The organism is Noviherbaspirillum sedimenti, assembly GCF_003590835.1.
Classification (GTDB): domain Bacteria; phylum Pseudomonadota; class Gammaproteobacteria; order Burkholderiales; family Burkholderiaceae_D; genus Paucimonas; species Paucimonas sedimenti.
The window spans coordinates 920633-942815 of sequence record NZ_QYUQ01000002.1 but is presented as its reverse complement, the minus strand read 5'-3'; the positions used below and the strand labels follow the sequence as shown (position 1 = coordinate 942815).

Below are 22183 nucleotides of genomic sequence, written 5' to 3'. Positions count from 1 at the left end.
TGTCTTTTTACTGCGCTGCGCAGTAACACATCTAGCCAGAATTGCAATTGCGGCAGCGCACAATTAATAATAAGATTTTAGCAAGTATTGACAGAAAATTACCAAATGACAATGAAACCAAGTAAAACTACCATGTTTCCAAAAGGTAATATGAGTGGACGTGCTTTGCCATAGGGGACGTTGTTTGTTTGCCACAATATTTTTAAGCAGAAACCGCCGGAATTCGTACAGTAAAATGCCAGAAATGAATAATTTTTCCTGCATGGTATTTGGCCCGCTGCACCAGTCACGGCCGGGACATCCGCAAAGTCCATGAGCCAACCTTTCTTCCCGGGTGAGCGCGCCGCCCAAAGTTTCCTGCGTCCCCGGCCGGTAGCCGCGCCACGCCTGCGCCTGTTCTGTTTTCCTTATGCTGGCGGCTCAGCCACGCTATACCACCAGTGGCCGTCGGCGCTGCCGGCGGATATCGAACTGGTGGCAGTGCAATACCCCGGACGCGCCACGCGCATGCGCGAAGCGCCCTGCACCCGGCTGCAGGCGCTGCTGGACGATATCGAAGCCGGCATCCTGCCGCAGCTGGACCGCCCGTACGCCTTCTTCGGCCACAGCATGGGCGCCACGGTTGCGCATGAACTCACACGGCGCCTGCTGGCGGCAAACCGCCCTCTGCCGAAGCATCTGTTCCTGTCCGGCCGCAGCGCGCCGCAGCTGGCGCCACGCAAGGCGCCCATCCACGCCTTGCCGCATGCCGAATTCATTGCCGCCATGCGCGGGCTCAACGGCACCCCGGCGGAAATCCTCGCGCATCGTGAGCTGATGGAAATGCTGGTGCCGATCATACGGGCGGATTTCGAGGTGCTGGAAACATGGCAATACGAGCCCACTGCGCCCCATACTATTCCGCTGTCGGTATTTGGCGGCATCGCTGACGCCGCCGTGCCGCTGGAGAATCTCGATGCCTGGGCCGACTGCACCACGGCGCGCTTCAAGCGCCACATGTTCCCGGGCGATCATTTCTTCCTGCAGCAGCATTACCCCGCCATGCTCAATATCGTCGTTCGCGCGCTGGAAAGCGTTTGAGGCGCGCATGACGGCGCGGCTGCGGCAAGAGGTCCATGTCTGGCTGGCGCGGCCCGAACCCTGGCCGTTGGCACAACTCGAGCGGAGCTACCTGGCCCTGCTGAGCAAGGAAGAACGGCAACGTTGCCTGCGCTTTCATTTCGAGCGCGACCGCAAGCATTACCTGGCCGCGCACGCGATGCTGCGCCTGTGCCTGGCACGCCACCTGGACTGTACCCCGCAACAGGTATCGCTGGCCCCGGGGCTGAACGGCAAACCTGAAATCGCACTGGATTCGGCACAGCCGTCGTTGCGCTTCAACCTCAGCCATACGCGCGGCATGGTCGCTTGCGCGGTGACGCGGGCGGGCGCATGCGGCATCGACGTCGAAGGCATCCGGACTATGCCGGACATAAATGGCATCGCGCAAACGGTTTTTTCATCGAGTGAAATCGACTACCTCGACAGCCACGATGCGGCGACGCGGCCGCTGGCCTTCTTCACGCAATGGACCTTGAAGGAGGCCTACATCAAGGCCACCGGGCTGGGCATGTCGGCGCCGCTGCGACAAATCGCCGTTGACGCCCGGACCCTGCGTGTGCGGGACGACAGCCGTCCGGAACAGGACGCCGGCGACTGGCTGTTCGACAGCTGGCAAGCCGGGCCAGGCCATGCTCTGGCACTTGCCTGCGACGGCGCCGATATGCTGCGCTCGATCATCTGTCATGAAATGGACCTGGCGACTGCCAGCCTGCAGATCTTGCGGCGCAAGGAAATCGGCAGCCTGCAGACGTAAAGCCGCAAACAACGGCCGGGGCCGGGTGCGACCGGATGATTCAGCTTGCGGCAGGATGCCGCAGCAGCTCACCTACAGGGTATGCAGATAAGTGGCGATATCGGCCACATCGCGCTCGGAAAGGATCGATGGATACAGGCGCGGCATGGGCGCTTTCGGATTCTTGATCAGCGCCATGGTCTTCTCTGGCGTCATTCTGGCATCCCAGTTCAACAGGCTGGGCCCGCCCAACCCGCCACCCTGGGCGCCATGGCAACCGGCGCAATTTTGCGCGAACAATTGCTTGCCGTGCTCAAGGCCGGCCGTCTGCGTCGCTGCACTGCCGCGCCACTGCATCACCCGCGCTACCACCGCATCCTTCCAGACCGCCAGGCGCGCGCGCAAGCCGCCCTCCGCACTGCCCTTGCTGTCGATCTTCAGCCGGACTTCCGGCTCATCGCGACTGATATCGAGGCGCACAGGTGGCGGCGCCTTTTCACCTTGCAAGCCCATGATCACGATGCTGGGTGAACCCAGGCCGCCAAAGGTCAGGCGCGACACATTGCCGGAAGTGGTGGCGACATACTGCTTGCCGGCGATTTCGTAGGTCACCACCCCGCCGGCGATCGCGCCACCGGTATCGAATTTGTACAAGAGTTTGCCGCTGTGGCTATCCAGTGCGAGCAAGTTGCCGGCCAGGTCGCCGGTGAGCACCACGCCGCCGGCGGTCGGCGTCACCCCGGCCACCACCGGCGCCTGCGCCTGGTAGCGCCAGTTCAGCTTGCCGCTGTCGGCATCGATCGAACTGACCCAGCCGCGCGGTTCCGTCACCTGCGTGTAGCTGCCGCCCATGAACAGGCGACCAGCCTGGTATTGCGGCGTGCCCGACTTGATGACGGAACACCAATCCACCGCACCGACGAAAATCGCATTGCGTGCCTGATCGAATGCCGGCCCGTTCCATTCGCTGCCGCCGTACACGCCCGGACAGAACCGCCGCCCTTCCGGGGTCGGCGGCAAGCCGGCATTCTCGATGGTGGTCGAGGGCGTCTTGAACAGCAGGCGGTGCGTGGCGCGATCGACCACATACACGAAGCCATCCTTGGCGGCCAGCGCCACCGCCGCCGTCCTGTCGCGGCGCTCAAACAGCATCGGACCAGCGCCGATGCCGTAGTCATGGCCATCGTTGGGAGCCAGCTGGTACCACCATTTGAGCTTGCCGCTGGCGGCGTCGAGCACTACCACCGAATTGGTGTACAGATTGGCGCCGGGGCGCACCTGCGGCGCGAAATCCGGCGCCGGATTGGCCACCGGAACGAATACTTCACCCCGCGCGACATCCAGTGCATACGAACCCCAGGTGCCGCCGCCGCCGGTCTCCGCCGTAGCGGGAACCTCCCAGGTATCCGCCCCCGGCTCGTGCGGCAAGGGCACCGTATTGAAGCGCCAGACTTCGCGGCCGCTGGCGAGGTCGAACGCCATCATGCGTCCGCGTATGCCCCAGTCGCCACCGGCAATGCCGACAAAGAGCAGCTTGCCCCAGGCGATCGGCGCGGAGGAAACGAACTCTCCTTTAGCAGGGTCGCCGGCGGCGGTCTTCCAGAGCTGCCGTCCGTCCTTCGCATCCAGCGCGAGGATGCGGCCGTCGGCCGTGCCGCGATACAGCCTGCCATCGAGATGGGCGACGCCGCGGTTGGCGGCCCAGACCTCATCCTGTTGCGGCTGGTACAGTGAGCGCCAGCGCACGGCGCAGGTGCGCGCGTCGAGGGCGATGGTGGAACGGGCGGTAGTGACGTAGATGACGCCGTCGATGACCAGCGGCCCGGTCTGGAAGGAGCCGCCCTGGGCAATCTTGATGCGGCAGATTTCCCGCAAGCCGTGGACATTGCCGGCGTTGATTTCCTTTAAAGCGGAATAGCGCTGGCCTTCGTAGTTCTTGTTGTACATGGCCCAGCCGGCCTCTTGCGCCCTGCCATCCCCGGCAATCCCGGTGTTCGCCGGCGCCGGTACAGGCCACGCCAGTGGCAAGGCAAGCAGCAATGCGCGCAAGAGGGCAAGCGGATGACGCGGCATGCGCCGATGGCGCGGAAACGAAACAAAAACGGCGGGGATGGGCATGTCGGCGCGGCTTGAGGTTAAATCAGCGGCCATGGGAGCCGCGCAGGCCGGACAATCGGCATGCGCCCTCATGATAAGGAGGTAGCCGTGCGGTCTATTGATTCAAATCAGCGTCAACCGCATTCTCCCCGGAAAGGCGGGCATCGCCCGCCGCTGATCATTTCCCCTCGGGCGAGGCTTCGTCCTCTGCGATCGGATGTTTGGTCGCCAGCACCTTGTCGATGCGCATGCCGTCGATATCGACGATTTCGAAAGTCCAGTTTTCCCACTCGCAGCGGTCGGCGGTTTGCGGCAATTTCCCCAGCAAGAGCGTGAGCATGCCGCTCAGGGTGTTGTAACGCCCGCGGTCCTCTTCCGGTACGGCCGACAGTTCCAGGCGGTCCTTCAATTCCGGTATCGGGATCAAGCCGTCCAGCAGCAGCGAACCATCCTCGCGCTGTACTGCCCAGGCATCTTCCGCGTGATGGGTCTTGAATTCGCCGGTAATCGCTTCCATCACGTCCTGCAGGGTGACGATCCCCTGCACTTCGCCATATTCATCGACAATGAAGGCGAGCTGGACGGCGGAATTCCTGAACTCTTCCAGCAAGCCCATGCCGGTCAGGGATTCCGGCACGAACACGGCCGGTTTCAGATTATCCACCAGGTTGGGCTTTTCGCCGCGCAGGGTCGCCGCCAGCATCTGGCGCGCGTTGGCGACGCCGAGGATATTGTTCCAGCCGCCGCGCACCACCGGAAAGCGCGAATGCTGGGAGTTCTCGAAGCGCAGCAGATTCTCTTCCAGGCTGTGGTCGGCATCGAAATACACCACCTCGCTGCGCGGCACCATCAAGGATGCGATCTGGCGGTCGTCCAGGCGGAACACGTTGCGCACCATCTGGTGTTCGTGCTGCTCGATGATGCCGGCATCCGAACCTTCTTCCAGCATCAGGTGCAACTCTTCCTCCGTCATCGCCTGGCGGCCGGAATCCTTGATGCCGAAGGTGCGCAACATCAGCTGTGTCGAACCGGACAACAGCTTGACGAAGGGCTTGGCTATAGCGGCGAGCAATATCATCGGCCGCGCCACCAGGCGCGCAATCGTTTCCGGGGCGATTTGCCCGAGCCGCTTGGGCACCAGTTCGCCCAGCACGATGGAAAAATATGTGATGGTCACCACCACCAGGGCGGTGGCGGAATATTGCGAGGCAGTTACCGGCACGCCCAGTGTTTCCAGCCAGTGGCTGAAGGGTTTGGCCAGGGTTGCCTCGCCGACGATACCGTTGAGTACGCTGATCGAGGTAATGCCGATCTGTACCGTCGAGAGAAACTTGTTTGGATCCTCACCCAGTTGCAGGGCCGCGAGGGCCGCGCCGTCGCCGGCATCGGCCAGCTTTTGCAGACGTATCTTGCGGGCGGTCATCAGAGCAATCTCCGACATGGCAAAAATGCCGTTCAGGATGATCAATCCAAAAAGTAAGGCTATTTCCATTGCTGTGAGCACCCAGGCGTGCTCGGGTATTGGTCATGGCAGCATTGTACAACCTGCAAGCGTTCAGAGCGCAAACGGATCGTGCGCCACCGCGGCAAGTCGGGACGGAAGGAAGTTTTGAGGGTAGAAGCTAGAACAACAGCGCCGCGGTGAGCGCCTTGACTTCCTCGTCGGATTCTTCAAGGATGCTCGACAGCGTGCCTTCACCGACCACGAAATCGATGGTCGACGCCGAAGTTTCGGTGGTGGCGCCTGCCGCCACATGCAGCGGCGAAGACGCCGACGCCAGGTCATTGGCCAGCATCAGGGTATCGCCCAGGGTCTCGGGCGGCATGGCGCGATAGCCGTACCAGAGCGACTCGACCGCCTGCGCCACCGGTTCCGGCACCGCCAGTTTTTTCAAGACGCCGCGGCCGATGATCTTTTCGCCGTATTCCGCCCAGGACTCGGGATCGCCATCCAGCAGACCGGGGAAATCTTCGGCGCGCGAGAGCAGGTAGAAACCGCCGACTTCGTGGACGATGCCGGCGAACATCGCCGTGTCCGGGTCGAGACGGGTCACCTTGCGGGCGATCACATGGGCCAGTGCGGCCACATGCGCGGTATGTTCCCAGAGTTGTGCGGCCTTGGCGCGCAGCGCGGGATCGGCGATCTTGCTGCTGATCTGTCGCACCACGACCGCCGCCACCAGCGATTGCAGGGTGCGGAAACCAAGGCGCATGACGGCGGTGCGCACATTGGTGATCTCGCTGCCTGAACGGTTATAGGCGACCGAATTGGCAATCGCCACGGTGCGCGCTGCCAGCAGCGGCTCGGCCATGACCAGCTTGGCTGCCAGTTCCATATGGCAGTCAGGGTCGTTCAAGGCTTGCTGGATTTTGAGCGAAGCGTTGACATTGGTCGGGAAGACCATGTCCCCGCGGCTCGCCTGCTCGGCAATGCTTCTGAAAGCTTCAAGTCTGTCCATGTGGAAAATTATACTCTCAGCTTTTGTGGCGATGCTAGTCAGGCATTATCTAAAAAGGCAAATTTGCACGCGGATGAAAGGAAAAACAACATGTCGGCGGCGTCGGCAAAATGGCTTTTCAGGCAAGTTTCCTTGCCTGGCCGGCGTATTCGCCCTCAGATCTCGACCTGCGTGCCCAGTTCGATCACGCGGTTGCTGGGCACCCCGTAATAGTCTGCGGCGTCGCGGGCATTGCGCGACATGGTGGCGTACAAGGCTTCGCGCCAGTTCGCCATGTTGCGGCCGATCGCACTGCCCACGCGCGGAATCACATTCTGCCGCGCGATGAAGAAGGACGTGCCCATCATTTCGATATCCAGCCCCTGGCCGGCGCACAGTTGCAGTGCCCGCGGAATGTCGCGGTCGTCCTTGAAACCGTAATTGACGTCGACCTGGTAGCACTCGTGGCCGAGCGGCTGGACTTTCACCCGCTCCGATTCCGGGATATACGGTATATCCGCATTCAGCACCGTCAGGAAAATGGTCCGTTCATGCAGCACCTTGTTGTGCAACAGGTTGTGCAGCATCGCATGCGGCACGCCATCGCCTTCGGCGCGGAAGAATACCGCAGTACCCTCCACCCGCACCGGCGGGCTGATGAACAGCGACTGCAGGAAGTCTTGCAGCGGAATCAGATGCTTTTTCAGATTGTCATACACGATGGCGCGGCCATCCTTCCAGGTCAGCATGATCGTCACCATGACCACGCCGAGCAGGATCGGGAACCAGCCGCCATGCACGATCTTCAGCACGTTCGCCGCCAGCAGCGTGATATCGATGACAAAAAAGAAACCGGTCGCTGCCCAGCACAGCAGCAGGTTGTAATGCCATTTGTGGCGGACCACGAAAAAGGTCAGGATGGTCGTCATCAGCATGGTGCCGGTAACGGCGATGCCGTAGGCCGCTGCCAGCTTCGACGAGGAGCCGAAGCCGACCACCGCCAGCACGACCACAACAAGTTGCAGCCAGTTCGCCAGCGGGATGTAAATCTGCCCCATTTCACGCTCGGATGTATACATGACCCGCATGCGCGGCAGGAAACCGAGCGCGATCGCCTGCTGGGTCATGGAAAACGTGCCGGAAATGGTGGCCTGCGAGGCGATGACGGTGGCCATGGTCGAAAGGATCACCAGCGGATAGATGCTCCACGGGCCAAGCTGCTGATAAAACGGGTTGCTCACCGCCTCTGGATTGGCCAGCAGCAGCGCGCCCTGCCCAAGATAATTCAGCGCCAGGCCGGGGAACACCACCGCGAACCATGCTAGCCGCACCGGCTTTTTGCCAAAGTGGCCCATATCGGCGTACAGCGCTTCTGCGCCGGTAAATGCCAGCACGATCGCCCCCAGAGCGACGAATGCTATCCAGCCCTTGCTTAGCAAAAAACTCACCGCATGTAGTGGATTGAGGGCGGCCAGGATAGCCGGCGTCTCCAGAATATTGACGATGCCCATGCCGCCCAGCGCAAAAAACCAGACCAGCACGATCGGCCCGAACCACTTGCCGATGCCCGCGGTCCCCTTGCTTTGCAACATATATAGCGCTACCAGGATCGCGACCGTGATCGGCACCACATAGGGCCGGAATGCCGGGGTCGCCACTTCCAGGCCCTCGATCGCCGACAACACCGAGATCGCCGGCGTGATCACACTGTCGCCATAAAACAGCGAGGCGCCAACCAGGCCGACCAGCGTGATGGGAAAGTACCAGCGCGAGTGTTGCTTCACCGACGACAGGGCCAGTGCCAGCAAGGCCATGATGCCGCCTTCGCCGCGGTTATTGGCGCGCAATACCAGCGTGACGTATTTTAGCGAGACAATGATCACCAGGCCCCAGACGATCAGGGAAACGACACCGAACAGATTTTCCTGCGTCAGCGGAATGCCGTGTTCGCGGGAAAACACCTCCTTCATCGTGTACAAGGGGCTGGTGCCGATATCGCCATAGACGATGCCGATGGCGGCAATCGTCAGGGCACTTAAACGGGATTTGGATTGGTCCGACATTATTTGGCACCTTTGAAATTATTCTTGAATCCTGCGCGCGGCGACATGACCATCGTGCACGTCAGGCTTCTAGCCGGCTGCTGCCGGATTCCCGTAACGCGCACAGGCGACTGGCGCACAAGGCGACCGCATCGTTGGCCTCGGCGACCAGCCTGCCCATGGTGATGAAGCCGTGAAACTGGCCCTCGAAACAAACGTATTCGACATGGCCGCCGGCGGCACGCATTTTATCCGCATATTCCCTGCCCTCATCAACCAGCGGGTCATAACCGGCGGTTAATACCAGCGCTGGCGGCAAGCCGGCGTGGCTGTCCGCAAGCGCCGGCGACAGCCGCCAGTCGAGGCGGTCGGCCTCGCCGGCCAGCAGACAGGAACAGAAAAAATCGATCAGCCGGCTGGTCAGCAGGTAGCCTTCGCCATTGCGCCGATGGGACGGCGCAATGCAGCGAAAGTCCGTTGCCGGATAAATCAGCAACTGGTAGACCAGGCGCGGACCGCCCGTGTCGCGCGCGATGATTGCGCAGGCCGCAGCCAGGTTGCCGCCGGCGCTGTCGCCGCCAACGGCGATTCGTTCCGGATCGATGTCGAGCATGCCTGCCTGGCCGGCGATCCATTCCAGCGCGGCATAGCAGTCGAGGTGCGCCGCGGGGAATTTGTGCTCCGGTCCCAGGCGATAGTCGACTGACAGCACGACGATCCCGGCCTGCTCGCACAATTGGCGGCACAAGGTGTCATGTGTATCCAGGTCGCCCAGGGTAAATCCGCCGCCATGAAAAAAAACCAGCGCCGGCAACGCCAGGCGGACTGCCTCCCCCGCCGGCCGATAGCAGCGGATGGGGATGGCTCCGGCAGGGCCGGGCGCGACGATATCCTCGACCTGGCCGAGCTGGGGCGGCGCCGGCTGCGATGACAAGCCGCCTGCCTTGAAATAGGCGCGCGCAACCACGATTGGCAGCGACTCATAGGACGGCAAGTTTTTGCTTGCGATCAGGTCAATCAATTTCCGCGCATCGGCATCCAGCATGTTTGCATTCCAGAGGGTTGATTCGATTTGTATTCAGAATGGCATGCCCTGGCGCCAAGCAGCCTGTAATGCGCGAGATCGATAAAAACGCTTGGGCAGTATGGCATGGCCGGTATTATATAGCGGCTAAACAATTGCCATAATGTCTGTTTACGAGCAGGCAGGAGGAACGATATGACCTCTCTCGCAGGAAAAAGGGCTTTGTGAAGTCGGCGCTGGCAAGCAGCGTGCGCTATCACATCATGGGCTGAATGCATCAGGGACGGCGCTGGCGCTCAGCCAGGGCCGACTTTTCCTGGCATGCCGGATCGTCAAATTCCGCCACCAGCATGTCCAGGAACACCCGAGTGCGCGCCGGCATCAGGCGCCGGCCAGGAAACACCGCCCAGGCGCTGGTGCTGGGCGAGCACCAGTCGGCCAGCACACGCACCAGCTCGCCGCGCTCCACATAGGCTTGCGCATAGTGGTCGGGCACGACCGCGATGCCGGCGCCGGCACAGGCCAGACGGATCAGCAAGTCCGGCGAATTCGCCGTGGCCCGTCCCGGCGGCGTGCCTTCCCAGCGCTCCTCGCCACGACTGAGCAGCCAGGACATGGGATCGCCACTGCGCAGCAGCAAGCGCAGGACATCGTGTTCCATCAGCGCTTCGGGTTCGGGCAGCCCGCCCTTGCGCCTCAGATAGCCCGGCGAGGCATACAGGCCGCCAGAAAACACCGCCAGGCGCCGCGCCGCCAACGAAGCATCGTCAGGTAATTCCCCCATGCGGATCGCCAGGTCGAAATTCTCGCCGACCAGGTCGACCCGCCGCGGTGACAGGTCGATCTCCAGCGAAATTGCCGGGTATTTTTCCACGAATCGCGCCAGCATCGATTCCAGCACGATATTGGCGAAATCGTTCGGCATCGACATCCGCAAACGGCCGCTGGGCTCAACCTGGCGCTGCTGCGCCAACGCCGCTGCGGCCTCCACCTCCGCCGTCATTTGCTGGGCATGCTCGAGTACGCCATGGCCGAAATCGGTCAGGCTGAGCTTGCGCGTGGTACGCAGCAGCAAACGTTCGCCCAGTTCGGTCTCCAGCGCGGTAATGCGCCGCGACAGCGTCGATTTTGGTAGCCCGAGGCGGTCAGCGGCGCGGCTGAAACTGCCCTCCTCCACTACCTTGGCAAACAGCAAGAGGTCGTTGGGTTCCAGATGCATGACAATCCTATTATTCCATTAATGGAACAATGTTATCCAATTTATGGGCTTCTGCATAGATTATGGAACATCTAGAATGCATTCATCAACTAACCCAACATGGAGTCACCCAATGAACATTCTGCAAATTAATTCCAGCGCCCGCGCTGAAAACTCCCATTCCACCCGTCTGGCCGCTGAAGTCGTTGCACGTCTGCAAGCCATCAATCCGAACGCCGCGCTGACCGTACGCGACCTGGGAAGCAACCCGCATCCGGCCCTGGACGAAGGCGCGCTGCAGGCACTGTTCACCGCGTCCGAGCAGCGCACGCCGGAACAGGCGGCACGCGTGGCATTGGACGACGCCCTGATCGCCGAAATCCAGGCTGCCGATGCGGTCGTACTGGGCGTACCGATGTACAACTTCGGTGTCACCGCCCAATTGAAAAACTGGATCGATGCCATCGCCCGCGCCCGCGTGACTTTCCATTACACTGAAAATGGCCCCGAAGGCCTGTTGAAGGGCAAGAAGGTGTATATCGTCCTGACCCGTGGCGGCCAGTACCGCAATACACCGACCGATTCGCAAGTGCCTTACCTGAAAACCGTGCTGGGCTTCCTCGGCATGACCGACATCCAGTTCGTGTACGCCGAAGGTCTGGCGATGGGTCCGGAAGCCGAACAGAAAGCCCTGGCCTCGGCTCGCAGCGAAATCGAACAAGCGCTGGCAGCCTGATTCATGCGCACACCGACCGCGCCCGATGGCCGGTCGGTATGCGCATCCGCCGATATTATCAAGGAGAGAGTGATGACAATGGTGACTTCACCGACACTGCAGACACTGCAAAATGAAGCGGTCTTGCATCCGCGCGCCGTCGAGCGCGTGATCGCCGGCACGGCCACTTCCGATGGCGCCGGCGTCAAGCTCACCCGCGTCCTGACGCAAGACCTGCAGCGCAGGCTGGATCCTTACCTGATGCTGGATGCCTTTGGCACCGACCGGCCGGAAGATTATATCGGCGGTTTCCCCGACCACCCGCACCGCGGCTTCGAGACCATCACCTACATGATCGCCGGACGCATGCGCCACCGCGATAGCGCCGGTCACGAAGGTTTGCTTTCCAATGGCGGCGTGCAATGGATGACGGCCGGGCGCGGCGTGATCCATTCCGAATTGCCGGAGCAGGAAGACGGCGTCATGGAAGGTTTCCAGCTCTGGCTTAACTTGCCGGCGCGCGACAAGATGAACGCGCCCTGGTACCGTGATTTGCAGAGCAGCGACATTCCCGAATTCACCACAGCCGACGGCGTGACCGCCCGCGTGATCGCCGGCGCCAGCCACGGCATCACCGGCGCGATGGCGCGCGCTATCACGCAGCCGCTGTATCTCGACCTGCATTTCAGCGGCCCAGCCAGCTTCGCGCAGGCGCTGCCGGCGGATCACAATGCCTTCGTCTACGTCTATCGCGGCAGCCTGAAGATTGACGAAACAGACGTGCCGGCGCAGCGCATGGCAATCCTGCGCAACCACGCCGACGCCGATGGCGTGGTGCTGCAAGCGGATGGCCCGGCACGCGCCTTGCTGATTGCGGGCCGGCCGCTGGGCGAGCCGATCGCGCAGTACGGTCCCTTCGTGATGAACACCAATGAAGAAATTTTCCAGGCAGTGGAAGATTTCCGCGCCGGGCGCTTTTAACGCCGGGCGTTTCTAAAGCGCCGGCAGGCTAGCCGCCGGCCGGGCGCGCCTGCAGCGCTTCGGCGCCCTGCATCAACGCATCTACCGCGCGGTCAAAGGCCGGTGCGTATTCCACCAGGCCGATTCTGCCACTCTGCAGGGCTTGCAGCAGCGATGCGGCGGAGTAGACCAGCGGCTTGGACTGCTGCTCCAGCTTGAAGATGAACAGCGCGTGGTGCCTGCTCACCCAGATCAGCCGCGCCGGCACCGAAGTATCGCCAGCCTGGCATTCGACACAGCACCCGACCCGCAATTGCGACAGCAGTTCGGCCGACGGCTTGGCGGCATAAATCGATGGGCGCGACAACTCCACATCGGCGGCAACGCCGCGATCGGCCAGTGCGCTTTCCAGCACGTCCTGCTCGACTTGCAGCGGCTCGGTCAAGATCCATGTCGCGCTGTCATCGCTGGTCACCAGGCGGGTGAATTCCTTGCGCAAGTCATCCAGGCTCGGCCACTTCCTGGGACTGTCATCGGCAAGGCCTTGGCGCAAAACCTGGGTATGCACCGGCACCAGCCGATCCAGTGCCGCATTGCATTCCGCTTCCGGCATGTGGACCATCAGCATGCCAATGCGGAGCCGCTTGACCAGTCCCGGCAACAGGCGCATCAAGGCATTGCGGTCTTCCGGCGTGGTCTTCTCCTGCGCGCTCCAGACCAATTCCGGCAACACCTCGCGATATTGCTGGCCGATCGCGGCGGATCCGCCGCCGGCATCCTGCGCCGCCGCCCGCACCAGCACCCGTGCCCAGATCTGTTCAATGAAATCCTTGAGTCGCTGGTCGACTTCCATCGGCGCCACGATGTCGCGCAGCGAAGCGGCAGTGTTGCGCAGGACCGCGCTGAATTTTTCCGCATCCTCGGCCGCCTGGATGCTGCGCACCGAATCGGCATCGGCATTGGCCAGCTGATCGGCGAGGAATTGTTCAAGTTCTTCCAGGCATTCACTGAAAATCGCCGTATTGTCGGCAAAATCCTGCAATATGCGTTTCACCAGGTGCGCAATTTTGCTATCCAGGCGCTGCGCCATCGCGGATTCCGGCGCCAGTCCGACTGCCGCAGAGGCGATCCGGTTCAGCAACTGCCGCGCCGGATGATCCGCCTGCTGCAGCAGTTGCGGCTCCAACATCGCCGCCTTCAGGAAAGGAATCTGCAGGCGCGCGATGCGCGCCCGTACGACAGCGGGGATTTGCTCATCATCGAGAATGAATTCGAATAACACCGCCACCACGTTGATGGCCATTTGCTGGCCCTGCGCCTGTTGCGGCAGCGTCAGCTTCTCACCAAGAGAAAACAGCTGGTTGCGCTCTCCAGCCGCAGACTCAGTACCGATTTCGGCATCCGCGGCTTGCCGCTGATAGCGTTCGATCGTCTCAAGGACCTCCGTCGACACGGGTGCCCGCCAAGGCTGTCCAGCCGCGTGTCCAGTCACATCAGCAGCCACATCAGGTGCCATTTCTGCGGACGCCTGGTTGAACAATCCCCATACAAACTTCTGGAACTCTTCGCTTTGGGCCAGTTGCGCCTGTTGCGAAGTCATGGCGCCAGCATCCGTCTGATTGATGCCCCGCTCCCCGCCGCCCATTGATTCAAACATGCGCTGCAAGGCTGGCAGCACGCGTGGATTGAAGTCCGCGACCGGCAGCGTTGCCGCGCCGGCAAACGTATTACCCATGCCAGAAGGCGAGTTCATCGCGGCAAGCTGCTGCGCCAGTTGGTCACGCTGATGCCGTTTGAGCTTGGTGGGGCGCGCCAGCAGGCGTGCCTGGATGCCGTTCGCATCGAACACCGCGCAAATCGCGGCGTAATAGTCGGATAGATGCGCTGCCAGGGAATCGGACAAGCGCGCAAACAGGAGCTTGCAAATCTCTTCATCCTGCACCCTTTCCTTCAGGGATTCGTACAGTGCCCGGGCGATCAGATAGGGGCGGAAGGGATTTTCCCGTTCATGCACGTCGGCGTCGCCATGCAACTGCGCGATCATGATATTCAGGCGCCCCAGGTTTTCATCGCAGGCATCGCGCAGCCTTTGTACCAGGTGGCCGACTTCCAGCTGCCGGTTGACGGTTTCATCGTCAATCAGCGACAAGGCATTGGCGGAAAGCTGGCCCAGCCCCTGACGCAAGTCGGTGTACATGGTGCGCATGCCACGCTCGACGCTCTCGCGAAAGCGCGCGTCGGTACTCGCCACAAGTCCAGTCTGCTCCAGCCGCAATATCTGTAATGCCGCACGCACGCCGCGCTGGTCCCCGCCAGCGGAAACATTGCTCATTTCCTCCAGCATGGCTGCCTCTGCATCCACGACCATGGTACTGGCCAGCGCCGAGAATTTGATCAGCGCGCGGTCTTTTGCCAGCTGAATTACGCGTTTAATAAGCTGCATCGAGAGAAAGATGTGAATGACGACTGAATGACGAAATGATAGCGCACAGGCAATACAAGGGGAACAGCATTCTCTTTTCCGCGTGCATACCTGCCAGGGAATGACAGGAATGAGACGAAAATCGGATGAGTATTATCTTTTATGCAAGCAACTCATGCCCGGTAGACCCTACGCGAACATGGAAAATAAAAACGGCCCGGGCATTTATCCCGGGCCGCGCCTGACATGCAATGCGCGCCGCCGTTGGCGGCAAGGTCTTATTGAATTGAAATTTGCTTGCGACCTGTATTCGCCTTTTTCGGCAAAACCAGTTCCAGCACGCCGTCGTGGTACTTCGCTTCCGCCTTGGATTCGTCGACATCCTGCGCCAGCGAGAAGTGGCGCGACTGCTGGCCATAATAGCGTTCGCTGCAAATCAGGTTCTCGCCTTCCTTCTCTTCGTGCACTTTCTTGATTTCAGCGGTGATCGAGACATTGTTGCCTTCGATTGCCACCTTGATGTCTTCCTTCGACACGCCCGGTATTTCTGCCTTGACAGTATAGGCCTGTTCGGTTTCGCTGACATCCATCTTTAACATGGGTTCGCTGCCAAACCGGCGCGTGCTCGGCGACCAACGGCCTTCCTTGAAAAAGTCTTCCATTTCCTGCATGGGATCGAAACGGGCTATTGCCTTGAACGGGTCAAAACGGGAAAGATTTCCAGCCATGCTAGCCTCCATCTGGGAGAATATAGAATCAACAACAATATGCAAGCGACCTTGCATGCGCAGATACCTGGAACTGTCATAACAATGCCGGACAAATCGCGGCCGCACATACAAAATATAATTTCATGATATGGCACAATGAGCCAAAAAGTATGAGCGAGCTCAAATGTGGCGCGACGATCCGCTAGCGTCGTATCTGCCCTTCCGCCACCGGCTGCTCGGTCATGGTGGTTGTCAGCATTGACATTTCCAGTGTCAGCAAATGGATGATGTCATCGGCCGAGACTATGCCATACAGCACGCCTTTCTCGTCGACGATCGGCAAGCGACGTATCTTGTGATGGCGCATCATGCGCAGCGACTCCGCAAAGCTTTCATTTTCATGCACCGTAATCAGCGGCGTGCTCATGATGTCGCCGGCGGTGAGCAAATCCATATCGACCTGTTCCGCAATCGTTTCGATGACGATGTCGCGGTCGGTAATAATGCCGATCGGCATGCGTGAACTCCCCTCATGGCGCACCACCACCACATCGCCGACATGATGCTTGCGCATCAAATGCGCAATCTGCGGAATCGAAGCAGAGGATTCACAGCAAACCACGCCAATGTTGCAACACTCGTTGATAGGCATTCGGCCACTCCTCTGCAAGATGAACAACATGAACGGCTTCCGTCAGATCACGAAAAATTCACCATGGATAAATTGTGACCAAGATCCGAATACGTTTTGCACTCATACCGTGAACAACGCAAAGCCTGTGCCTGCCATCTAAAAACAAGCCTGGCTGCTGCTGACAAGACTGCTCAAGCAGATTGCCCGGAAAATGTGGCAGAAACTACAAATCCACAGAATTATTTACAGGCTTTCCTTCTGCAGACCATCTCGAAAATCCGATCAAGTAAAATAGCGCCTCTTTCCCTTTTGCTTATCCAGGAAATCCATGCGGGCAATTGACGCACCGAATTTTCAAAACAAGTTTCCATGCTGCGACTTACAGACCTGCAACTTCCTCTCGATCATCCCGATGCCGCCATTCAAGCCGCCATCTTGCACCGGCTGGGTATTTCAGAAAAGGAATTGATCCGCTACACCATTTTCAAGCGCAGCAGCGATGCACGCAAAAAATCCGCGATCAGCTTCATTTACACGCTGGATCTCGAACTCGGCAATGAAGCCGAAGTCATGCAGCGCTTCAAGAACGACCGTCACGTCGCGCCCACGCCCGACACGTCCTACCATTTCGTCACGCAAGCGCCCGCCCGTCTCGCCTCACGGCCGGTCGTCATCGGTTTCGGACCCTGCGGCATTTTTGCCGCGCTGATTCTGGCGCAAATGGGTTTTCGCCCCATCGTCCTCGAACGTGGCAAGGTGGTGCGCGAACGTACCAAGGATACCTGGGGCTTGTGGCGCAAGCGCGAACTGCAGCCGGAATCGAATGTGCAATTCGGCGAAGGCGGCGCCGGCACTTTTTCCGACGGCAAGCTCTACAGCCAGGTCAAGGACCCCAGGCATTACAGCCGCAAGGTCTTGCACGAATTCGTCAAGGCCGATGCGCCGCCGGAAATCCTCTATATCAACAAGCCGCATATCGGCACATTCCGGCTGGTAAAGATGGTCGAGTTGATGCGCGCCACCATCGAGGAACTGGGTGGCGAATTCCGCTTTGAAAGCAAGGTCGAGCAGCTCGATCTGGAAGATGGCAAGGTGTGCGGCGTCACCCTGGCCAATGGCGAACACCTCGCCAGCGACCACGTGGTGCTGGCGATCGGCCACAGCGCCCGCGACACGTTCCAGATGCTCTACGACAGCGGCGTCTACATGGAAGCAAAGCCGTTTTCCATCGGTTTCCGCATCGAGCATCCGCAATCGCTGATCGACCGCGCCCGCTTCGGCCCCAACGCCGGCAACACCTTGCTGGGAGCGGCAGACTACAAGCTGGTGCATCACTGCACCAACGGTCGGGCGGTCTACAGCTTTTGCATGTGCCCGGGCGGCACCGTGGTCGCCGCCACATCGGAACCGAACCGCGTTGTTACCAACGGCATGAGCCAGTATTCGCGCAACGAGCGCAACGCCAACAGCGGCATCGTGGTCGGCATCACGCCGGCGGACTTTCCCGGCAATCACCCGCTGGCCGGCGTCGAATTCCAGCGCCAATGGGAATCGCGCGCGTTTGAACTGGGCGGCGGAACTTACGATGCGCCGGGCCAGCTGGTGGGCGACTTCCTGGCCAACCGCCCTTCGACCGAATTAGGCGAGGTGCAACCGTCCTACAAGCCCGGGGTACACCTGTGCAATCTGGACACCGCCTTGCCGGACTATGCTATCACCGCGATCCGCGAAGCCCTGCCTGCCTTCGAGAAACAGATCAAGGGGTTTTCCATGCGCGACGCCGTGCTGACCGGGGTCGAAACGCGAACGTCCTCGCCGGTACGCATCAAGCGCAAGGATGATGACCTGCAGAGCATCAATACGGTCGGTCTGTACCCGGCCGGCGAAGGCGCCGGCTATGCGGGCGGCATCATGTCGGCCGCCATCGATGGCATCCGGGTTGCGGAAGCGGTGGCACTGAGCATGACTGGCGGGAGCGGACAGGCCAAGGCAGGTTGATTGTCAGTATCCCAGTCACTGCGGTACATTGGCGAAGTCAATCCAATAAATGGCGCGATTGCGCGTTTTTTATATGGCGCCCATCAAGGTACAGGTTTACTAATTCCTATAGTCGCTGCGTCGCCGGTTCGAGTCCAGATTGGGGAGCCAAGTAATAAAGAAAATGGGAACACTCGTGGTTCCCATTTTCTTTCCATTCTTGCATCGCCCCACTCAGCAGCCCTCCTTATTCCCCCATTTATATTGATATCGAACAGAATGACTTCTCGATCGCCTTGAATCCACAGGACTTCAAGTGACGCAATACCTGGATTTCCAGCGCATCAGTCAGTCGACCCACCCTCCCCCACAATAATATGAAAACCAAATGACTTGGTTACTTGATTACAAGTAAAATAAGAAAATTGCTTTTTATTAATTTTATGCATTGGTAGCCCCCCGTATTACATGAACGGGATCCCCAAGTCCACAAATAGCCAACCAGCAATATTTAAATCATATTAAGACTTAACCAAACGATATATGTTCAAAGTCAAATCAATATCCATAACGGGCTTTTGGCAATCTAAAGAAGTGGATTCTTCATTCAGAGATGATGTGAACATCATCATCGGAAAAAACGGTACTGGTAAGACAACATTCATGAACATCCTGCGAGCAGTCCTCACGGTGGATCTGGACGCGCTTTATGGAAACGCTTTTCACTCAGTAACAATTAATTTAACAGATGGCAAAAAAACAAAAAAAATTTTTGCAAATAAAATTGAAGCTGATCCATTTCCACGCATTGAATATCGCATATCAAATCGGCGATACGTAGTATCACTCATTAGTCCGGAGGACGGTAAGAACCTGCCATTATCCATGCGGCGCCGATTCATTGAAGAATCTTCTCGAATTAAACAAGAATTGGCAGAACTCGCGGCTGTCGCTTCACTTTCCGTTTATCGGATAGGCGGCGATCCAGACCTTGAATTCAGAGAACGCTCTCCAAAGAGATACGCCTCCACAGTTGATATGCGACTGGCCAGTCTTATGCAAAGACTAACGCAATATCAATTAGAACTTTCCAATCAAGCCAGGGAAATTTCTGCAGGCTTACAAAGAGATGTACTTATTTCGCTACTATATTCTGAAGAAAAAGCGAAAAATCCCGGCTACACAATCGAATTTGATGAACGCATTGAGCGTCAAAATCTTGTCTCCGCATACAAGCAATTGGGTGTAAGTGGAACAGAGGTGTCAAAGAAAATCCAGGATCACATTGCAACAGTGACGACAACAGTGAAAAACTTAAAATCTTTGTCACAGAAAGTGGGAAAAGAGGCAGAAACGAAAACAGTTGGGCTCGTAGATCTCTCTGCACTTGAAGCCTTTAAGCTTACTCAAACCGTAATCACAAAGTCTCTAGCCGCGGAACAAAAAACAAAAGCAATTTTTAGCCAAGTTGACCTGTTCCTTCAGACACTAAAAACTTTTGTGGAAGACAAAACGTTTACGTTTTCAGCTGGCGAATTAACTGTAGCCAATGAAGGATCGATACCTTTAGAAAAACTATCTTCTGGCGAAAAGCAGCTTTTAATTTTATTCATTGAAGCACTTCTTCAACGAAAACAACCATATATATTTTTAGCAGATGAGCCGGAACTTTCACTACATATTTCTTGGCAGCGCCATATTGTTAGCGCCATACGATCACTGAATCCAAACGCTCAAATAATTGTCGCGACACACTCTCCGGAAATTGCAGGGAAATTTCGTGAATGTATTCTAAGCACGTTATCAAAAGTTTTTTGACAAAACTGGTTTCAACCAAAAATTCTCCGACAAGACGCCCGATGTTTGCAATGCTTCCCGATTCGACAGGCCACTCAATTGCGCGACAAATGCTTTGACTTGTTCAGTCATCGTGGCGTATTGCCAGTTGACGCAAATGGCGTCCTTGGCTTGCCCCCACAGCGACTCCATCGGGTTGAGCTCCGGCGACCGCTTGGGCAGCCAAAGCAACCGAATGCCCAGTCGGCGCGCCAAATCTTGCGAACTTTTGGCGGTATGACTGGTGTCGCCATCCACCAACATTGTCACATCCCGGCCGCGATAATGCCCATGCACTTCCCGCAAAAATGCCTGGAAGTCTTCCGCTCGCTGGCGGGTTCGCGCCAAAAACAGTCGATGGCCGCTCACTGGATTCATGCAGCCAAATACCACGCGGCGCTCATTGCGTCCGGAGAGCAGCACTCTGGCCGGCTCGCCTTTTTGCCACCACATTGCCCGCAACGGCGGAAACAGCTGCAAATCCGTCTCATCCTCAACCAGCAAGACGCCACGCTTTGGCATTCTTCTCAGAGCGTGCAGAATTTCGCGTTTTTTTCTCTCGCTCCGGATCCGGAACCAACACGTAGCGTGGTCTCTTCCAAACGTAATCCAACCGTTGCAGGCCGCGGCGCACCGTGGAGGCGGAATATTCCTCGCCAAAATTCCGCTTCAACTGGTCCCGCAATAACGGAACGGTCCAGCAATGGGCATGGTAGCCGAACCGCTGAGGCGGCAAGATCAACAACACGCGCAAGACGGTGTCGAACGCTTCTCCTGCCTTTGCCGGTCGACCGGTGCGCGGCGCATCAAGCAAATCGCCAGGATCGCCATGCCGGCATGCTCGCTCAATCCAGTTGTAGACACTCTGCCGACTTACGCCAAGCAATTCTGCAATACTGCTTACCGGCTCGCCACGATCATATTCCAGCACCGCAAGCAGTCGCCGAAACTGGCGTGCGTCGCTTGTGTGTCGGAGTTGATTGCGCAACCGCCGCCGCTTGCCAGCGGCCAGCTTCATCTCGTTCATGGCAGCTTCCCCGCATCTCATCCGAGCCCATGAACTCAGTCTATGTCAAAAAACTTTTGGCAAGGTGCTTAGATATGGAGGACATTCTTCATGTCTAGCCTCGAATATTCGATTGACGCTCTGAACGTCAAGAGCGCGTTTTATCGAGCAGAAACTATGGTTTACGTGGAGGGAGATGATGATGTTCTATTTTGGGAAACTGTATTATCACGCACAACAGATATACAGTTTGAAATTGAGTGCGTTGGAGGATCTAGTGAAATCGATAAACATATCGATCAAATCGAGTCTGGTGAGCTACGAGCCCTAGTTGCTAGAGATTCCGACTTGCTTCCCTTTATTAGTAAGCCAAGTTCCAGCCCCCAAATACTCTACACTTTTGGCTACTCGATTGAGAATACGCTTTATACGGTAGAAACAATTTACCCACTCGCGAAATCATGGTGTAAGTCACCTAAAGTAACCAATGATGAATGCCAAACTTGGCTAAATGAGTTTTCAAATAAATTTATGCCGCTGGTGCATTTGGATATCGCCAACGCACTCGGTGATGCTGGCGTCAATACTATAGGCGACAATTGCACAAAATTTATGACCAGCCAATCATCCGCAACGCCTTGCCCTGCAAAAATCACACGGCATGTTGAAGCAACGAAAATTCAACTAGATGAAAAATTCATTGCAGAGGCAAGTTCCGCACTTGGAGTTGATGCAAACAGAATTATTTCATTCATTAGAGGACATTTCTTACAGTCCGCAGTAATAAAGTTCCTTGTTAATAAAGCCAACTCATACGGTAAAAAAGTAACAATTTCTGCTGATTCCTTATACGCAGCAGCATTGGCAAATTTTGGCAATACGTTTGTGCCAACTCACCCCCATTACAATCACTATGCCACATCTTCAATCAACGCTATAACTGCGCTCTAATGTCAAAAGATAAGACCGTTTTAGCTATAGTCCCAAACGCCGAATCTAAGAATGTTGGAATTCCAGTTAGATAATTCGGAAGTCAAAGATCCAGTTACTGGTTTTGCCCTTATTGGGGAACCAGTTTGGACTGGAACCGGCGACGCAGCGATTATAGGAATTAGTAAGCTTGTAGCTTGATGGGCGCCATATAAAAAACGCGCAATCGCGCCATTTCTCAACCCATTAAATGGCCATGCATTTGGCGAACCTTGTTAACCCCGCGTAATTTATTCTTGTCGCGGGTGTGATTCAGTGTAAGCGCCTCATCTGTACCGTCTGGACGATTTTATCCAAATA

Annotated in this window: 18 protein-coding genes; 7 read left to right on the top strand and 11 right to left on the bottom strand. The window is 57.9% G+C overall.

Annotation, left to right across the window (positions count from 1 at the left end; translation table 11 throughout):
- The first annotated feature begins 312 nt into the window (after positions 1-312).
- Both D3878_RS04455 and D3878_RS04450 read left to right on the top strand, forming a co-directional pair.
- Entirely contained in the window at positions 313-1080 is a 768-nt protein-coding gene (locus D3878_RS04455) for a thioesterase II family protein (protein WP_119784384.1), read from the top strand.
- A 7-nt stretch (positions 1081-1087) separates the two neighbouring features.
- Positions 1088-1855 carry a 4'-phosphopantetheinyl transferase family protein gene (locus D3878_RS04450; RefSeq protein ID WP_158592172.1) on the top strand — a complete coding sequence of 256 codons (768 nt, stop codon included), beginning with the start codon at positions 1088-1090 and terminating at the stop codon, positions 1853-1855.
- 72 nt (positions 1856-1927) lie between these two features.
- Here the strand turns inward: D3878_RS04450 and D3878_RS04445 are convergent, their stop codons facing one another.
- The 6 genes from D3878_RS04445 to D3878_RS04420 all read right to left on the bottom strand — a co-directional run bounded on the left by D3878_RS04445 (position 1928) and on the right by D3878_RS04420 (position 10654).
- Positions 1928-3952, bottom strand: a complete 2025-nt coding sequence (locus tag D3878_RS04445; RefSeq protein ID WP_158592171.1) for an outer membrane protein assembly factor BamB family protein — start codon at positions 3950-3952, stop codon at positions 1928-1930.
- A gap of 157 nt (positions 3953-4109) precedes the next feature.
- Entirely contained in the window at positions 4110-5423 is a 1314-nt protein-coding gene (locus D3878_RS04440; protein ID WP_119784381.1) for a hemolysin family protein, read from the bottom strand.
- A gap of 130 nt (positions 5424-5553) precedes the next feature.
- Complete coding sequence (locus tag D3878_RS04435) at positions 5554-6390, bottom strand: HDOD domain-containing protein (RefSeq protein WP_119784380.1); 837 nt, start codon at positions 6388-6390, stop codon at positions 5554-5556.
- Between the two features lie 155 nt (positions 6391-6545).
- Entirely contained in the window at positions 6546-8432 is a 1887-nt protein-coding gene (locus D3878_RS04430) for a potassium transporter Kup (protein ID WP_119784379.1), read from the bottom strand.
- Positions 8433-8493: 61 nt separating this feature from the next.
- Positions 8494-9456: an alpha/beta hydrolase gene (locus tag D3878_RS04425; protein ID WP_119784378.1), complete on the bottom strand. Its 963-nt coding sequence runs from the start codon at positions 9454-9456 to the stop codon at positions 8494-8496.
- A gap of 256 nt (positions 9457-9712) precedes the next feature.
- Complete coding sequence (locus D3878_RS04420) at positions 9713-10654, bottom strand: LysR family transcriptional regulator (protein ID WP_119784377.1); 942 nt, start codon at positions 10652-10654, stop codon at positions 9713-9715.
- Between the two features lie 112 nt (positions 10655-10766).
- Here D3878_RS04420 and D3878_RS04415 point away from each other — a divergent pair, with 112 nt between their 5' ends.
- Positions 10767-11369, top strand: coding sequence for an FMN-dependent NADH-azoreductase (locus tag D3878_RS04415; protein WP_119784376.1), 603 nt, complete (start codon positions 10767-10769; stop codon positions 11367-11369).
- 78 nt (positions 11370-11447) lie between these two features.
- Positions 11448-12329, top strand: a complete 882-nt coding sequence (locus tag D3878_RS04410) for a pirin family protein (protein ID WP_119787696.1) — start codon at positions 11448-11450, stop codon at positions 12327-12329.
- 28 nt (positions 12330-12357) lie between these two features.
- On the opposite strand, the gene D3878_RS04405 is transcribed toward D3878_RS04410, so the two are convergent.
- The 3 genes from D3878_RS04405 to D3878_RS04395 all read right to left on the bottom strand — a co-directional run bounded on the left by D3878_RS04405 (position 12358) and on the right by D3878_RS04395 (position 16092).
- Entirely contained in the window at positions 12358-14751 is a 2394-nt protein-coding gene (locus D3878_RS04405) for a DUF1631 family protein (RefSeq protein WP_119784375.1), read from the bottom strand.
- A gap of 257 nt (positions 14752-15008) precedes the next feature.
- The gene (locus D3878_RS04400; protein WP_119784374.1) at positions 15009-15458 is read right to left on the bottom strand and encodes an Hsp20/alpha crystallin family protein; all 450 of its coding nucleotides are present in this window, start codon (positions 15456-15458) and stop codon (positions 15009-15011) included.
- A 184-nt stretch (positions 15459-15642) separates the two neighbouring features.
- Positions 15643-16092, bottom strand: a complete 450-nt coding sequence (locus D3878_RS04395) for a CBS domain-containing protein (RefSeq protein ID WP_158592170.1) — start codon at positions 16090-16092, stop codon at positions 15643-15645.
- Between the two features lie 351 nt (positions 16093-16443).
- On the opposite strand from D3878_RS04395, the gene D3878_RS04390 reads away from it, so the two are divergent.
- Both D3878_RS04390 and D3878_RS04385 read left to right on the top strand, forming a co-directional pair.
- The gene (locus D3878_RS04390; protein ID WP_119784372.1) at positions 16444-18072 is read left to right on the top strand and encodes an NAD(P)/FAD-dependent oxidoreductase; all 1629 of its coding nucleotides are present in this window, start codon (positions 16444-16446) and stop codon (positions 18070-18072) included.
- Between the two features lie 522 nt (positions 18073-18594).
- Positions 18595-19869 (top strand): AAA family ATPase, encoded by a 1275-nt coding sequence (locus D3878_RS04385; protein WP_119784371.1) that lies wholly within the window; start codon positions 18595-18597, stop codon positions 19867-19869.
- On the opposite strand, the gene D3878_RS04380 is transcribed toward D3878_RS04385, so the two are convergent.
- Positions 19855-20409, bottom strand: coding sequence for a transposase (locus D3878_RS04380; RefSeq protein WP_119783627.1), 555 nt, complete (start codon positions 20407-20409; stop codon positions 19855-19857). The genes D3878_RS04385 and D3878_RS04380 overlap by 15 nt on opposite strands.
- Entirely contained in the window at positions 20381-20914 is a 534-nt protein-coding gene (locus tag D3878_RS04375) for a helix-turn-helix domain-containing protein (RefSeq protein ID WP_158592133.1), read from the bottom strand. The genes D3878_RS04380 and D3878_RS04375 overlap by 29 nt, the downstream gene beginning before the upstream one ends.
- A gap of 90 nt (positions 20915-21004) precedes the next feature.
- On the opposite strand from D3878_RS04375, the gene D3878_RS04370 reads away from it, so the two are divergent.
- The gene (locus tag D3878_RS04370; RefSeq protein ID WP_119784369.1) at positions 21005-21844 is read left to right on the top strand and encodes a DUF4435 domain-containing protein; all 840 of its coding nucleotides are present in this window, start codon (positions 21005-21007) and stop codon (positions 21842-21844) included.
- Positions 21845-22183 lie beyond the last annotated feature (339 nt).